The following is a 13,539-nucleotide window of genomic DNA, read 5'->3' as shown; positions in this document are numbered from 1 at the left end:
CGTACGTTCACGTACGGCGCCCGCTGCCATGCTCGTTCTCGGTGGCACGAGTGGCGCGATGCGTCGCGTCACCGGGTCAGCGGCGGGCGCTGCTCCCCTGACGCGTCCGCCGGCCCTGCCGCGTCCGCCGACTCGTCCCTGATCACCTCGCCCTGGACCACCTTGCCGTCGGGGCGGTGGATGCGGACCTGCTGGAAGGCGTCGCCGAGCGTGCCGGGAGTGGCCTCACGCAGCCTGCGGTCGACGGTCCGCTCCGCGTAGCGGCTCACGGTCTGCTGGACCGGCGGAAGCAGCAGGAGCAGGCCCACCGCGTCCGAGATCAGGCCGGGGATCATCAGCAGCAGGCCGCCCAGCATCATCAGGCCGTTGCCACCGCGGCGCGCGGAGGGGGCGCCGCCCTGCTGGAGCGCCTCGTTGAGGTTCTGGAAGGCACGGCGGCCCGCCCGCTTGATCACCACGGCGCCGAGGACGAGGCCGGCGACCAGCAGCAGGAAGACCGTGAACCCGCCCGCCGCTCCCGCGACCACCGTCAGCAGCCAGATCTCCAGCACGATCCACACCGCGAGGCTCAGTGGCAGGTACCGGCGGGGCCGGGAACGCCGGGGCCGGGCGGAGTACGAAGAGGTCGGAGCGCCAGTCGTCATGCTCCCAGTGTGCCTGGCGGCTGCTCAATCCCGGATAAGCACTATGCCCGGGGCTTGTCGCCCCGGCCGGTGATCTTGGTCACCCGCTCCCCCACGCCCCACGCGGTGACCCGCCACAGCGCCTCGACGAGGATGTCGCGGCTCATCTTGGAGTCGCCGTGCTCGCGCTCCACGAAGGTGATGGGGACCTCGACGACGTGGTAGCCGGCCTTCACGGCACGGCGGGCCAGATCGACCTGGAAGCAGTAGCCCTGCGAGGCGACCTCGTCCAGGCCCAGGCCCTCCAGCGTCTCCCTGCGGAAGGCGCGGTAGCCGCCGGTGATGTCCCGCAGGGGGAGGTCCAGGGCGATCCGGGAGTAGGTGCTGCCGCCGCGCGAGAGGAACTCGCGGGACTTCGGCCAGTTCACCACGCGTCCGCCCGGCACCCAGCGGGAGCCGAGGACCAGGTCGGCGCCCTTGAGGGCGGTCAGCAGCCGGGGCAGTTCCTCGGGCTGGTGGGAGCCGTCGGCGTCCATCTCGATCAGGACGCCGTAGTCGCGCTCCAGGCCCCAGCGGAAGCCCGCGAGGTAGGCGGCGCCGAGGCCCTCCTTGCCCTTGCGGTGCAGCACGTGCACGTGCCCGTCATCGGCCGCCAGCTCGTCGGCGAGCTTGCCCGTGCCGTCGGGGCTGTTGTCGTCTGCCACGAGGACGTGCGCCTCGGGGACGGACGTGCGCACCCGGCTCACGATCGTCTTGATGTTCTCCGCCTCGTTGTAGGTCGGAATGATCACCAAGGCCGTGCCGAGCGGGCCGAGTCGCCTGTCCCGGGCTCGGGAGCCGGCCGCGGGGGTGCCGTCGCCGTCGTTCACTACTGCCCCTTCATGTCCGTAAGCAGGGAACCACCATAGTGGCCCCGGCCTGCGAGGACGTGACATCGCAGGCGTACGGGGGTGTCGATTCGGCAAGAGCGGGGTAAGCGCCCACGCCTCGATCGTGTCATGGATCCGCCCGTCCGGCGGATGGGGGCCCGGCGCCCTTCGGGCCGACCTGGGACCCGCTGGCTGCGGGTCTACCGAAAGCCGTTGTCTACTGAGCGCCCGGGCCCCACCCGGGTCACACCTTGCCGACCGTCCGGAACGTTCCCCCGCGGACGCGGGCGCTGAGCCTGGCTCCCAGCGACGGTGACCCGGTGCGGCACACCGTCCCTGACGCAGCGGCGCCGCGACGCGGGTACGGAAGTTCCCCGGCCGGGCGTCCGGTGGTGGACCCGGCAGAACCTATCGGCCCGCTGCCGTCGCCTGTCAACCAGTGCCTTGACCTGTACAAACGTCCATGAGCGCCGGGTCGGGGCAGAGGATGCGCAGGTCGCGCGACCCAGCGGCGGGCACCGGGCGGCGCAGCGCGTCCCCGGGAGATCACTCGCCCGGCCGTACGAACACCGTCCGCCCGCCCACCACGGTCCGCAGGCAGACGGGCAGGTCACCGCCCGGGGTGAGGTCGGGCAGCCCGGGCGTTCCCGAGCGCGGGTCGGTCGACCAGCGCGCGACCCGGTCGTCGGGGGCCTGGACGACGAGATCGCCGGTGCGCCAGACGGCGTAGTCCGCGGGGGCGCCGGGCACCAGGACGCCCGCGTCGTCCCGTCCGACCGCCCGCCAGCCGCCGCGGGTGTGCGCGGTGAACGCGGCGCGGACGGAGACGCGGTGCTCGGGGGTGCGGTGGAAGGCCGCCGCCCGGACCGTGCCCCACGGGTCCAGCGGGGTAACGGGGCTGTCGGAGCCGAAGGCCAGGGGGACGCCGGCGCGCAGCAGGGCCGCGAAGGGGTTCAGCGTCCGGGCCCGCTCGACGCCCAGGCGCTGGGCGTACATGCCCTCCTCGCCGCCCCACAGAGCGTCGAAGGCGGGCTGCACGGACGCGGTGAGACCGAGTTCGGCGAAGGCGGCGACGGTCTCCGGCGTGAGCATCTCGGCGTGCTCGACGCGGTGCCTGGCGGCGCGGACGCGGGCCAGGCCGACCTTCTCCGCGGCGGCACGCACTCCGTCGACGACCGCGGTGACGGCGGCGTCGCCGATGGCGTGGAAGCCCGCCTGGAGGCCCGCCTCGGTGCAGGCGGCCACGTGGGCGGCGACGGCGGCCGCGTCCAGGTAGGCGGTGCCGGTGTGGGCGGCGTCGGTGTAGCGCGCGTGCAGGCAGGCGGTGTGCGAGCCGATGGAGCCGTCGACGAAGAGGTCACCGGCGGCGCCGGCGGCGCCCAGCCGGCGCGCCTTGTCGACGTCCTGCTCGGCCCAGTAGCCGACGACCCGGGGGCCGGGTTCCTCGGCGGCGAGCCGCAGCAGACCCGTGAAGTCGTCCTCGGAGGAGATGCGCGGGCCGCCGCACTCGTGCACCGATCCGATGCCGAGCGAGGCGGCACGGGCGAGCGCCGCGCGCTGCGCCTCGGCGCGCTGGGCGGGGGTGACGGCGGCGAACGCGGCGGCACGTACGGCGTGGTGGGCGTCGGCGGTCAGCGGGCCGTCCACGGGCCCGTGGATCTCCGGTACGAGGTCGAGCAGCGCCGTGGTGACGACCGCGGAGTGCACGTCGATACGACTGAGGTAGAGCGGCCGGCCGCCGGTGGCCTCGTCGAGTTCGGCGCGCGCCGGGGGACGTCCGCCGGGCCAGCGGGCCGCGTCCCATCCGTGGCCGAGCAGGACGCGGTCGTCCGGGCGGGCGGCGGCGAAGTCCCGTACCCGGGCGAGCGCCACCTCCAGAGAGGGGGCGTCGGACAGGTCGAGACCGGTGAGCGCGAGTCCGGTGGCGGTGATGTGCACATGGGCGTCGGTGAACGCCGGGGTGACGAGGGCGCCGTCCAGGTCGACCACCTCGTCGACACCGTCGGCGAAGGCGTCGGCCGCCCCCTCCGAGCCGACCCAGGCCACTTGGCCCGCCTCCACGACCATGGCGGTCGCGAACGGGTCGGCGGGACTGTGGACCTCGCCCCTCCGGAGAAGGACGGTCCGGACCTCGGCAGCACGCTCACTCATGCCCCCCAGTCTCCCGCCTGCCCCGAACCCTCCGGCACGCAGGTCACCCGGACACGCCCCGGAACTCCACCGCAGGCGCCCCCGGCGAGCCCGCCCCGCGCCCCGGGACGTGTCTTCTGCGCCGGATCGGGTCAGATACGGGGCGGGCGGGATTCGTACGGGGTGGAGAGGACCACCGTCGTACGGGTCGAGACGCCCGCCAACGTGCGTACGCGGGCCAGCAGCTCCTCCAGCTCGTGCGGGGTGGAGACGCGGACCTTGAGGATGTAGTTCTCGTCGCCGGCGACGCTGTGGCAGGCCTCGATCTCGGGGACGCCGGCCAGCCGGTCGGCGATGTCGTCGGGGGCGCTGGGATCGAAGGGTTTGACCGAGATGAAGGCGGTCATGGGCAGCCCCACCGCCTCGGCGTCGACGACGGCGGCGTAGCCGCGGATGACACCACGCTGCTCCAGCCGCCGCACCCGCTGGTGCACGGCCGACGTGGACAGACCGGTGGCCTTGCCCAGGTCGGTGTAGCTCATCCGCCCGTCCTTGACGAGCAGCTGCACGATCTGTCGGTCCAGCTCCTCCATGGCGCAAGAACCTACAGTGCGCCTGATCTCCCGGGACAGCCGAGCGGCCCGGGTCGTGTCCCACCGGCGGACAAACCCACCACGGCGGGCACCTGCGAGCGACATGTGACCAACACCACACACCCCGAAGCCTCTCCGTGATGTTCTCGTGATTACCGGCGAGAGCGGACGGGAAGTGCTTGCTGTGGTCGAGGCCGCAGCGCCTTCACGGCCCAGCCTTAGGGGGAGAATCCCATGCAGAGTCTCAAGCGCCCTGGTCGTTCTGTGCCCAGGCGACGCCAGTCGGTCATCGAGTTCCAGCCGGAGAACCTGGAACCCGACGTCGACGACGACGTGGACGGCGCGGAATCCGACGCCTACGACACCTTCGAGATGTACCGGGTGTTCTGCCCGGAGTGCGCGCAGCCCATCGCCCTGCTGGCGGACGAGGAGGTACTGCCGGAGCACGCGCTGTGCGTTTCGCCGTGGAACCCGTTCGGGCTCACGGTCTGCGCCGGTACGGGGCGCTGGGCGTCCGAGGCCCGGCCCGCGGACGAGTCCGCCGACCCCCAGGAGCAGGACACCGCGCTGCTGTTGACGCTCCCGCAGAGCCTCGACTGGCGCATGCAGCCCTTCTCGCACGTCGGCGGCCCGGGCTCCCGCCCGATGCGCGTGCCGCAGCTGCGCCGGTTGGCCGCCTGAGCGGCGCCGCACCGCCGGGCACCCGCGTGGCACCCGCGTCCGTCCGCGCACCACGGCCGGGGCGCACAGGCCGCCGTGGTGCCCGAACAGCGCCCCCGGCTCCCCGGAGGTCGCAGGCCCGGACGCCGGTGAACTCACGCTCGATTCCACCGGGCGGTGACCTGCCCGCCGCACTCCGCGTTGCCCGGGTATGACCACCACGCATCCGGCAGCCGGACGACGGCGGCGCGTCTTCGTGCCGCCGCCGCCCGCAGAATCGGTTCCGTCTGTGCCGTCGCAGCCCACGGACCCGCCGATCTACCGCGACCTGATGCGCACCTGGGCCGACCGGGGCCGCACCCTGCCGGGACGTCACGACCCGGAGTGGGTCCGGCTGGCGGCGCCGCCGGCCGGTCTCGCGCAGCTCAGCGGGTCTCGGGACCCGCGACGTGACGGGCGATGACCATCCGCTGGATCTGGTTGGTGCCCTCGACGATCTGCAGGACCTTGGCCTCGCGCATGTAGCGCTCGGCCGGGAAGTCCGTGGTGTAGCCGTATCCGCCGAGCACCTGGACGGCGTCCGTGGTCACCTTCATGGCCGCGTCCGTGCAGAACAGCTTGGCCATGGCCGCCTGCCGCGCGAACGGCAGGCCCGCGTCCCGCAGCCGCGCCGCCGCCAGGTACAGCGCGCGGCCCGCCTCGATCTGCGTCGCCATGTCGGCGAGCATGAAGCGCAGCCCCTGGAAGTCGGAGATCGGCCGCCCGAACTGCTGCCGTCCGGCGGCGTAGCCGACCGCCTCGTCCAGCGCGGCCTGGGCGAGGCCGATGGCGCAGGCCGCGATGCCGAGGCGTCCGGAGTCGAGCGCGGACAGGGCGATGGCGAAGCCCTGCCCCTCCTCCCCCAGGCGCCGGTCGTCGCCGACCCGCACACCGTCGAGGTGGATCTGCGCGGTGGGCGAGCCCTTCAGGCCCATCTTCTTCTCCGGGGCCGCGGCGCTCAGGCCCTCGGCGTCGCCCGGAACGAGGAAGGCGGTGATCCCGCGCGGGCCCCGCTCTCCGGTGCGGGCCATCACGGTGTAGAAGTCGGCGATCCCGCCGTGGGTGATCCAGGACTTGGTCCCGGTGAGCACCCAGCCGTCGCCGTCCCGGACCGCCTTGGTGCTGAGCGAGGCGGCGTCGGAGCCGGAGGCCGGCTCGGAGAGGGCGTACGCGCCGAGCAGGCCGCCGCCCAGCATCGCGGGCAGATGCTCGACCTGCTGCTTCTTGGTGCCGTAGGCGGCGAGCCCGTAGGAGGCGAGGGTGTGCACGCTCAGGCCGAGGCCGACGGTGAGACGGGCCGCGGCCAGCTCCTCCAGGACCTGGAGGTAGACCTCGTAGGGCTGGTCGCCGCCGCCGTACTCGGAGTCGTAAGGGAGGCCGAGCAGGCCGGAGCGGGAGAGCAGGGTGAAGACCTCGCGCGGGAAGCGTCCCGCGTCCTCCTCCTCGGCCGCCTTCGGGGCGATCTCGTGCTGCGCGATGTCGCGGACGAGCGAGATCAGATCCCGGGCCTCCTCCGTGGGCAGTTGCCGGTCCACCGGCTGCGGGGCGCGGTCGGGCATGGCGACGCTCTCCTCCCTTTCGGGCACATCGGCGGATGTGCGCCTTGGGTGGGGCGGCTCCGCCGGGGTCTTTCTCGGGCCAGCCGGTGTCGGCGATCCCGGGTCACGGAAGCTGCTGACCAGCGGCTGTGCGCTGTGAGTATGCCCGATCCGAGGCATCTCGTCACCGGTTAACGACCGCTTACTTCAAGAAATCCCGGGGGCCCGAAATTGGTCCGAACCATTGACCACACTGGTCTAGTCCTCCTAGGGTGCCCGAACCAGCGCTTACCGCGTTCATGCCAATCGGCACGATCCCCTCTCCCCCACGAGGAGACACCGATGCACACTCCGCACCGCCTCCGGGCGCTGCTGTCCGCCGCCTGTACCGTCGCGCTCGGCGCCGGACTGCTCGCCGGCGCGGGCACGGCCACCGCCACCGCCACCCCCACCCGGTCCGCCGCCCAGCCGGCCGCCGCGGGCTCCAAGGTGGTCGGCTACTTCACCGAATGGGGCGTCTACGACCGCAAGTACCACGTCAAGAACATCGAGACCTCCGGCTCCGCGGCGAAGCTCACCCACATCAACTACGCCTTCGGCAACGTCACCGGCGGCAAGTGCGCCATGGGCGACTCGTACGCGGCGACCGACCGCGCCTACACCGCCGACGAGTCGGTGGACGGGGTCGCCGACACCTGGGACCAGCCGCTGCGCGGCAACTTCAACCAGCTGCTGAAGCTGAAGAAGAAGCACCCGGGTCTGAAGGTGCTGTGGTCGTTCGGCGGCTGGACCTGGTCGGGCGGCTTCGGCGAGGCCGCGAAGCACCCGGCCGCCTTCGCCCAGTCCTGCTACGACCTGGTCAAAAACTCCAAGTGGGCGGGCGTCTTCGACGGCATCGACATCGACTGGGAGTACCCCAACGCCTGCGGCAACACCTGCGACACCAGCGGCCGCGCGGCCTACAAGAACCTGATGGCGGCGCTGCGCGCCAAGTTCGGCGGTGCGCTGGTCACCGCCGCGATCCCGGCGGACGCCAGCAGCGGCGGCAAGATCGACGCGGCGGACTACGCGGGCGCCGCGGCGTACGTCGACTGGTACAACCCCATGACCTACGACTACTTCGGCGCCTGGGACGCGGCCGGGCCGACGGCTCCGCACTCGCCGCTGACCTCCTACTCCGGCATTCCGAAGACGGAGTACACCACCTCGGCGACCATCGCCAAGCTCAAGGGCCTCGGGATCCCCTCCTCGAAGCTGCTGCTCGGCATCGGCTTCTACGGCCGCGGCTGGACCGGCGTCACCCAGTCCGCGCCCGGCGGTACGGCGACCGGACCGGCGGCGGGCACGTACGAACAGGGCATCGACGACTACAAGGTGCTCAGGACCAAGTGCCCGGCGACCGGCACGGTGGGCGGCACCGCGTACGCCAAGTGCGGCAACCAATGGTGGAGTTACGACACTCCGGCGACCATCGCGACCAAGATGAACTACAAGAACGACCAGGGCCTGGGCGGGACGTTCTTCTGGGAGCTGAGCGGGGACACCGCGAGCGGTGAGCTGATCAAGGCGATCAAGTAGCGCCGCATCCGAGGGGGCGGGGCGGAGGGCGAGGTCCCCTCCGCCTCTCCTCCTCACCCCTCCTGGGCCCCTGTCTCTCAGTCGTCGCGGCGGGCGGGTGCGGGGGCCGGATGGGTCGGGTCGATCTCCTCGATGGCGCGCAGGGCGCCGCCGAGGGTCTTCACCAGCAACTCGCGCACGGTCTCCCGGGAGAGTCCGGGCCGGCCGATCCAGTCGAGGGTGGCGCCCTCGACACTGCACACCCAGGCGAGCAGCCCCATGCGGGCCACCGGGGCGATGGCGGTACGGCCGTAGGCACCCTCCGCGATGGTCGCGACGATGGCCTCGCGCACGCCGTCCCGGATGGCGTGCACCTCGGTGTCGAAGCCGACGCCGCCGCTGACGATGGTGCGGTAGGCGGCCTGGTTGAGCTCCGCATAGCGCAGGTAGCCGTCGATGGTGCGGTGCACCCGGTCCACGGCCGGCATCTCCAGGCCCCGCGCCGCGGAGCTGACCAGGTCGGCGACGGAGTCCTCGATGATCGCCAGGTAGTAGCCGCGCTTGGACCGGAAGTAGTAGTAGATCAGTCCCTTGGCCACATGGGCCTGCCGGGCGATGTCGTCCATCGAGAGGGCGTCGTAGGACGTGTCGGCGAACAACCTCCGTCCGACGGCGAGGAGTTCGGCGCGACGCCCCTCGGAGCGCTCGGTGCCGCGCACCCGGCTGGGGGTCCCCCCTGCCCGAACGGAGTTCAGAGCTTGGGGGCGGACGGTCTCACCCAGAGCTTGGGGGCGGGCGGTCTCACGCGGTTGACTGATGTTCAATTCGACCCTGGCCTCCAACTGGCGGTCGGACAACCGCAGTATGGCAGGCCGGCATGGCCCGGAGGCAGGTCGCCTTGAAGGCCCCGGTCGCCCGGGGCCTTCGTACAGGCGCGGAGTTCCGGTCAGCTCACGCCCACGGCGGCGAGCGCCTTGCGCTGGTGGCCCGTGAGGTGGGTCGGGAAGTACAGGTAGCAGATGCCGCCGGAGCCCGAGGCGACCTTGCCGGAGGCGTTGTAGCGCTTGGTCCTGAGCCAGATGTTCTCGAACTCCCGGCGCCGGTAGACACGCCGTACCGCCGCGTCGTTCGGCGAGGCCGGGTCGTTGGCGACCACGTCACCGTCGGCGGTGAAGCCGATGACGGTCATGAGGTGGCCGCTGGTGCCGTAACCGGCGCCGGTCAGCTCGGTGTTGAGGAAGGACTGGGACGTTATGGCCGGGATGCCGGCCGCGATCAGCGTCTCCAGGTCGGTGAGCGAGCCGAGCCGGGTCACCACTGCCTGGAGGTCCTTGAAGGTGGCCGCGTAGGCGGCGTTGAACGGCCAGTTGCCGCAGCCTTCGTACTGGTAGTCGTACGTGTACCGGGCCGCGTTGCAGACCTGCGGGTCGGCGTAGGACGGGTCGACCCAGGACAACTGCTCGGGGGTGAGCCGTCCGCCCCAGTACTCGATGATCATCTGGGAGGAGGTGGGGCTGCACCAGGCCTCGCCGCCGTTGTCGTACTCGGGGTACTGGCCGGAGTGGATCGACTGCGAGTAGCGCGGGACGGTCAACTCCTTGGCCACGCCGGGGGCGGAGGCCGGGACGGTGAAGCGGTCGGGGACGTCGGAGCCCATGGCGCCGATCCGCCAGACGGTGGGCGTGAGCCGGGTGCCGGGCCTGCGGTGGAGCGTGAGCCGCAGCCGGTAGGAGGTGAGACGCAGCCCGGAGGCCGGGGCGTCCAGGGAGAAGGTGTCCGTCCAGATGGTGCTGCGGCCGTCGCTCTGGCCGTCGACGGAGGTCCGTTTGACGTCCTGGTCGCCGGCCGCCCAGCGGCCCATCACGTACCAGGGGGTGTCCGTGCCGTCGGAGTACGTGCCGCGCAGTTCGACCTGGATCCAGGTGCCGGCCGGGGTGTGCGCGTTCCAGGAGGCGACCGCCTCCGTGGCCGGCACGGACAGCCGGTGCACCGGGCTTGTCCAGGTGGCGTACTCCCAGGTCGCGGTCGTGCCGGTGTGCGGGTCGGTGTAGTCGGTGGTGCCCGCGGGCTGCGCGATCTCCAGTCCGGGCCGGGCACCCGCGACGGCGCGGGTGCCGCGGGCCGTGCCCGCGCGCCAGTCGGTGTACGTGGTCCAGGCGCGGTAGTCGACCGGGCGGGCCGGGGCGGCTCCGGCGTCCTTGGCGCCGGTGGCGGGGGCGGCCGTGGTCGCGGCGGCCACCGGGGCCGCGCCACCCGCCATCGCCGCCGCGGCGACCGCGACGGCCAGGACGGATCTACGGGACGGCTGTTCGGCTCTGCTCATGGGTGGATGACCCCCAGGTAGTCCGAAGTCGGGCGGGTCCGTGGCTGCGCCCACTATGGCCGTGACGCCCGCCTCCTGCCAGCACTTCGGCATACGCCACGCCTACCAATATTGGTCTCCACCACTGGCATGACCTGCGCCGAGTCCCCGCGCCGCCGGGCAGGCGGCCCGCCCGCGCGGCCCGCCGCGGCCACCGGCGGCGCGGGGAGCGGTCACTAGAATGACCACGGAGAACACGCCCCCTCTGCACACACCGGGAATCGCCATCCGCGCCCTCGCCGCCCTCCTTCGTGATGCGCCGCCGTCCTGCGGGACCGTGCGGCTGGTCGGCGTCGACGGGCACGCGGGATCCGGGAAGTCCACGTTCACCGGGGAGTTGGCCGCGGCGCTGGGCGGCGCGCCCGTGCTGCACCTGGACGACGTCGCGAGCCATCAGGAGCTGTTCGCGTGGGAGGGTCGGCTGCTGAGTGAGGTCGTCGAACCCCTTGGGCGGGGGGCGACGGCGCGCTATGCCCCCTACGACTGGCGGGCGCGGCGGTTCGGGGCCGCCGCGCGGGCGCTGCCGCCGGCGCCTGTGGTCCTCGTCGAGGGCGTGGGCGCCGGACGGCGGGCGCTGCGTCCGCATCTGGCGCACCTGCTGTGGATGGATCTGCCGCGCGAGGAGGCCTGGGCGCGGGGCCGGTCGCGCGACGGTGAGGAGCAGCGGGAGTTCTGGTCCGGGTGGGTCGAGGCCGAGCGGCGGCACTTCGCCGAGGACCCCTCGCGGCCCTTCGCCGATCTTCTGGTGCGGCAGTTGCCACAGGGATACGTGGTGTTGCCGGGGCCTGCCGGGGCCGTTGGACCGGACCAGTTCGTCACCCACGGTGACGGGCCGTCGGCGGTGCGCTGAACTTGTGAAGGCCTTGCCGGGTTACTTTCCCGAGTCCCTCAACTCCGCTTGACCCGGGGGCCGTACAGGTCTTACGTTCTCAATGAGCGGTCATTGCGCACCGCCCGCAGTCACGAAGCCCCCGGTTGTTCCCCCGTGATCGGGGGCTTCGTTCTGCCCTCTTCGCGTTTTCCGGACGCTGCGCGACGTCATTTGCTCACCCTCGGTCACCACACCGGATGCGTCCTGTGCGCCGCCACCTCGCGGAACGGCCTGTGCGGCACCCTTCGGCGAGCGGCGGCCCCGCAGGTACGATGCCCTCGGTGCGACCTTTGAACGACTGCTTCGCGCACCTGCAACTCCGGTCCGCGATACAGCGGTTCGACCACAGGAAGCCGTCAGGTGGATACCTGGCGGCGAACCTTCGGGGGCACGGTTTGTGGGGGACGTGATGGACTTCGGCACGCAGGGCCCGAAGGCCCCGGCCGACCTCGCGTGGCTGCGAGGCGTGGACGCCTACACCATGGGCGCCTATCCGCAGGCGGAGGAGGAGTTCCGGGCCGCGGTGCGGCTGGACCCGGGGATGGCCGACGGCTGGCTCGGCCTGCACGCGCTGCGCGTCGACACGACGACCGCGCTGCTGAGGATGTTCCGGCACCGCGAACGCTTCGGCGAACAGCGCGCCCGGCACCGCCGCGCCCTCAACTCCTGGTACTGGCTGGGCTGGTGGGTGCAGCCCGTGCTGGAGAGCCCGCGCGACCTGCTGCTCGCGCACGCTTCGCACTGGCTGGACGGCCGCCATGTCCCCGAGCTGGACCGCGCGCTGGCCGGGCTGCCGCCGGTGGACGCCGACGCCCAGGTCCGCTTTCTGCACGCCTGCCGCGCCTACCTCGTCAAGGACTGGGAACAGCTCGTCCGGCACACCGACACGCTGCTCGACGATCCGCTGCTCGGCATCGAGGCCGGACTGTTCGGCGGCATGGCCCGGGTGCGCCTGGAGATGTACGGGCAGGCCGAGCCGCTGCTGTCGGCCGCGCTGATGCGCTGCCGCAGCGAGCAGCCGCAGCGCAAGGAACTCAGGTACTGGCTGGCGCGGGCCCTCGAGGGCACCGGCCGCAGCGCGGCGGCGCTGCCCCTGTACCGGGCGGTGCACCGGGTCGATCCGGCCTTCATGGACACCTCGGCGCGGCTCGCGGCGATCGCCGAGGGCGACGGGTACGAGGACACGGCCGGCCTCGCCGCGATCACCCTCACCGGCCTCGGGCAGGACATCATGGACGGCCCGGATCTGCTGGACCCGCTGTTCGGCACCGAGGGCCGGGACCTGAAGCTGTCCGGGACCGACCTGTCGGTGACCGGTCCGCTGCCGTCGGTGACCGATCCGGCGGTGCGCCGGCGCACCCCGGCGGCCGACGTGCCGCTGCCCACCGGGCCCACCGATCCGGCGTTACTGGAGGAAGCGCTCTCCGAACTCGAGCGCATGGTGGGGCTCGAACCGGTGAAGCGGCAGGTCAAGGCCCTGTCGGCACAGTTGAACATGGCGCGGCTGCGGGCCGGGCAGGGGCTGCCCGTTCAGCCGCCCAAACGCCACTTCGTCTTCTCCGGCCCCTCGGGCACCGGGAAGACCACCGTCGCCCGCATCCTCGGCCGTGTCTTCTACGCGCTCGGCCTGCTCGGCGGCGACCACCTGGTGGAGGCGCAGCGGGCGGACCTGGTCGGCGAGTACCTGGGGCAGACCGCCGTCAAGGCCAACGAGCTGATCGACTCCGCGATCGGCGGCGTGCTCTTCGTCGACGAGGCCTACTCCCTGTCGAACTCGGGCTACGGCAAGGGCGACGCGTACGGCGACGAGGCCCTGCAGGTGCTGCTCAAGCGGGCCGAGGACAACCGCGACCACCTGGTGGTGATCCTCGCCGGCTACCCCGAGGGCATGGACCGCCTGCTCGCCGCGAACCCCGGGCTGTCGTCGCGCTTCACCACCCGGGTGGACTTCCCGTCGTACCGGCCCGGGGAGCTCACCGAGATCGGCAAGGTGCTCGCCACGGAGAACGGTGACCTGTGGGACGACGAGGCCCGGGACGAGCTGCACTCGATCGCCGGGCACGTGGTCGACCAGGGCTGGATCGACGAACTCGGCAACGGCCGGTTCCTGCGGACCCTGTACGAGAAGAGCTGCGCCTACCGGGACCTGCGGCTGTCGACGTACCCGGCAACGCCGACCCGGGACGACCTGTCGACCCTGAGACTGCCGGACCTGATGCAGGCGTACGGGGAGGTGCTGTCGGGACGGGGGCCCCAGGATCCGTCGGGGGTGTGAGCACGGCCCCCGCCACCGAGGG

General features: G+C 72.4%; 12 protein-coding genes. 5 read left to right on the top strand and 7 right to left on the bottom strand.

The annotated features are described in order from the left end of the window. Positions 1-68: 68 nt before the first annotated feature. From fxsA to ABZ818_RS22305, 4 genes are all read right to left on the bottom strand, one after another. Positions 69-644 carry an FxsA family membrane protein gene (gene fxsA / locus ABZ818_RS22320; RefSeq protein WP_361417186.1) on the bottom strand — a complete coding sequence of 192 codons (576 nt, stop codon included), beginning with the start codon at positions 642-644 and terminating at the stop codon, positions 69-71. Positions 645-685: 41 nt separating this feature from the next. Then, positions 686-1,492, bottom strand: a complete 807-nt coding sequence (locus ABZ818_RS22315) for a polyprenol monophosphomannose synthase (RefSeq protein WP_361417183.1) — start codon at positions 1,490-1,492, stop codon at positions 686-688. A 546-nt stretch (positions 1,493-2,038) separates the two neighbouring features. Then, positions 2,039-3,643, bottom strand: a complete 1,605-nt coding sequence (locus ABZ818_RS22310) for an amidohydrolase (protein WP_361417180.1) — start codon at positions 3,641-3,643, stop codon at positions 2,039-2,041. 131 nt (positions 3,644-3,774) lie between these two features. Beyond that, positions 3,775-4,215 carry an Lrp/AsnC family transcriptional regulator gene (locus ABZ818_RS22305; protein ID WP_141362887.1) on the bottom strand — a complete coding sequence of 147 codons (441 nt, stop codon included), beginning with the start codon at positions 4,213-4,215 and terminating at the stop codon, positions 3,775-3,777. Positions 4,216-4,449: 234 nt separating this feature from the next. Here ABZ818_RS22305 and ABZ818_RS22300 point away from each other — a divergent pair, with 234 nt between their 5' ends. Together ABZ818_RS22300 and ABZ818_RS22295 are read left to right on the top strand one after the other, a co-directional pair. Beyond that, complete coding sequence (locus ABZ818_RS22300; protein WP_361417177.1) at positions 4,450-4,896, top strand: hypothetical protein; 447 nt, start codon at positions 4,450-4,452, stop codon at positions 4,894-4,896. A gap of 190 nt (positions 4,897-5,086) precedes the next feature. Beyond that, positions 5,087-5,338, top strand: a complete 252-nt coding sequence (locus ABZ818_RS22295) for a hypothetical protein (protein WP_361417174.1) — start codon at positions 5,087-5,089, stop codon at positions 5,336-5,338. Here ABZ818_RS22295 and ABZ818_RS22290 read toward each other — a convergent pair. Beyond that, positions 5,301-6,473, bottom strand: a complete 1,173-nt coding sequence (locus ABZ818_RS22290; protein ID WP_361417171.1) for an acyl-CoA dehydrogenase family protein — start codon at positions 6,471-6,473, stop codon at positions 5,301-5,303. The two genes, ABZ818_RS22295 and ABZ818_RS22290, sit on opposite strands and share 38 nt — an antisense overlap. A 321-nt stretch (positions 6,474-6,794) precedes the next feature. Here ABZ818_RS22290 and ABZ818_RS22285 point away from each other — a divergent pair, with 321 nt between their 5' ends. Beyond that, the gene (locus ABZ818_RS22285; protein WP_361417168.1) at positions 6,795-8,030 is read left to right on the top strand and encodes a glycoside hydrolase family 18 protein; all 1,236 of its coding nucleotides are present in this window, start codon (positions 6,795-6,797) and stop codon (positions 8,028-8,030) included. Between the two features lie 77 nt (positions 8,031-8,107). Here ABZ818_RS22285 and ABZ818_RS22280 read toward each other — a convergent pair whose 3' ends face one another. Continuing rightward, on the bottom strand, positions 8,108-8,764 hold the full coding sequence (locus tag ABZ818_RS22280) for a TetR/AcrR family transcriptional regulator (protein WP_361417260.1): 657 nt from the start codon (positions 8,762-8,764) through the stop codon (positions 8,108-8,110). A 191-nt stretch (positions 8,765-8,955) separates the two neighbouring features. Next, entirely contained in the window at positions 8,956-10,332 is a 1,377-nt protein-coding gene (locus ABZ818_RS22275) for a peptidase C39 family protein (protein WP_361417165.1), read from the bottom strand. Positions 10,333-10,552: 220 nt separating this feature from the next. Between ABZ818_RS22275 and ABZ818_RS22270 the strand changes: the two genes are divergently transcribed. Both ABZ818_RS22270 and ABZ818_RS22265 read left to right on the top strand, forming a co-directional pair. Further along, a complete protein-coding gene (locus ABZ818_RS22270; protein WP_361417162.1) occupies positions 10,553-11,221 on the top strand; it encodes a hypothetical protein in 669 nt (222 codons plus the stop codon). A 430-nt stretch (positions 11,222-11,651) separates the two neighbouring features. Next, positions 11,652-13,517: an AAA family ATPase gene (locus ABZ818_RS22265; RefSeq protein WP_361417159.1), complete on the top strand. Its 1,866-nt coding sequence runs from the start codon at positions 11,652-11,654 to the stop codon at positions 13,515-13,517. Positions 13,518-13,539: the final 22 nt, after the last annotated feature.

Origin of the sequence: Streptomyces sp. NPDC047453 (assembly GCF_040643155.1) — a bacterium.
In the GTDB taxonomy this organism is placed as follows: Bacteria; Actinomycetota; Actinomycetes; order Streptomycetales; family Streptomycetaceae; genus Streptomyces.
The sequence above is the reverse complement of the archived record's forward strand: the minus strand, read 5'-3'. Positions and strand labels throughout refer to the sequence as shown.

Bases quoted from the DNA above. Each gene is read 5' to 3' on its own strand.
- ABZ818_RS22305 (WP_141362887.1), bottom strand. From the start codon at position 4,215: ATGGAGGAGCTGGACCGACAGATCGTGCAGCTGCTCGTCAAGGACGGG.
- ABZ818_RS22265 (WP_361417159.1), top strand. From the start codon at position 11,652: ATGGACTTCGGCACGCAGGGCCCGAAGGCCCCGGCCGACCTCGCGTGG.
- ABZ818_RS22275 (WP_361417165.1), bottom strand. From the start codon at position 10,332: ATGAGCAGAGCCGAACAGCCGTCCCGTAGATCCGTCCTGGCCGTCGCG.
- ABZ818_RS22300 (WP_361417177.1), top strand. From the start codon at position 4,450: ATGCAGAGTCTCAAGCGCCCTGGTCGTTCTGTGCCCAGGCGACGCCAG.
- ABZ818_RS22285 (WP_361417168.1), top strand. From the start codon at position 6,795: ATGCACACTCCGCACCGCCTCCGGGCGCTGCTGTCCGCCGCCTGTACC.
- ABZ818_RS22290 (WP_361417171.1), bottom strand. From the start codon at position 6,473: ATGCCCGACCGCGCCCCGCAGCCGGTGGACCGGCAACTGCCCACGGAG.
- ABZ818_RS22295 (WP_361417174.1), top strand. From the start codon at position 5,087: ATGACCACCACGCATCCGGCAGCCGGACGACGGCGGCGCGTCTTCGTG.
- ABZ818_RS22270 (WP_361417162.1), top strand. From the start codon at position 10,553: ATGACCACGGAGAACACGCCCCCTCTGCACACACCGGGAATCGCCATC.
- ABZ818_RS22310 (WP_361417180.1), bottom strand. From the start codon at position 3,643: ATGAGTGAGCGTGCTGCCGAGGTCCGGACCGTCCTTCTCCGGAGGGGC.
- fxsA (WP_361417186.1), bottom strand. From the start codon at position 644: ATGACGACTGGCGCTCCGACCTCTTCGTACTCCGCCCGGCCCCGGCGT.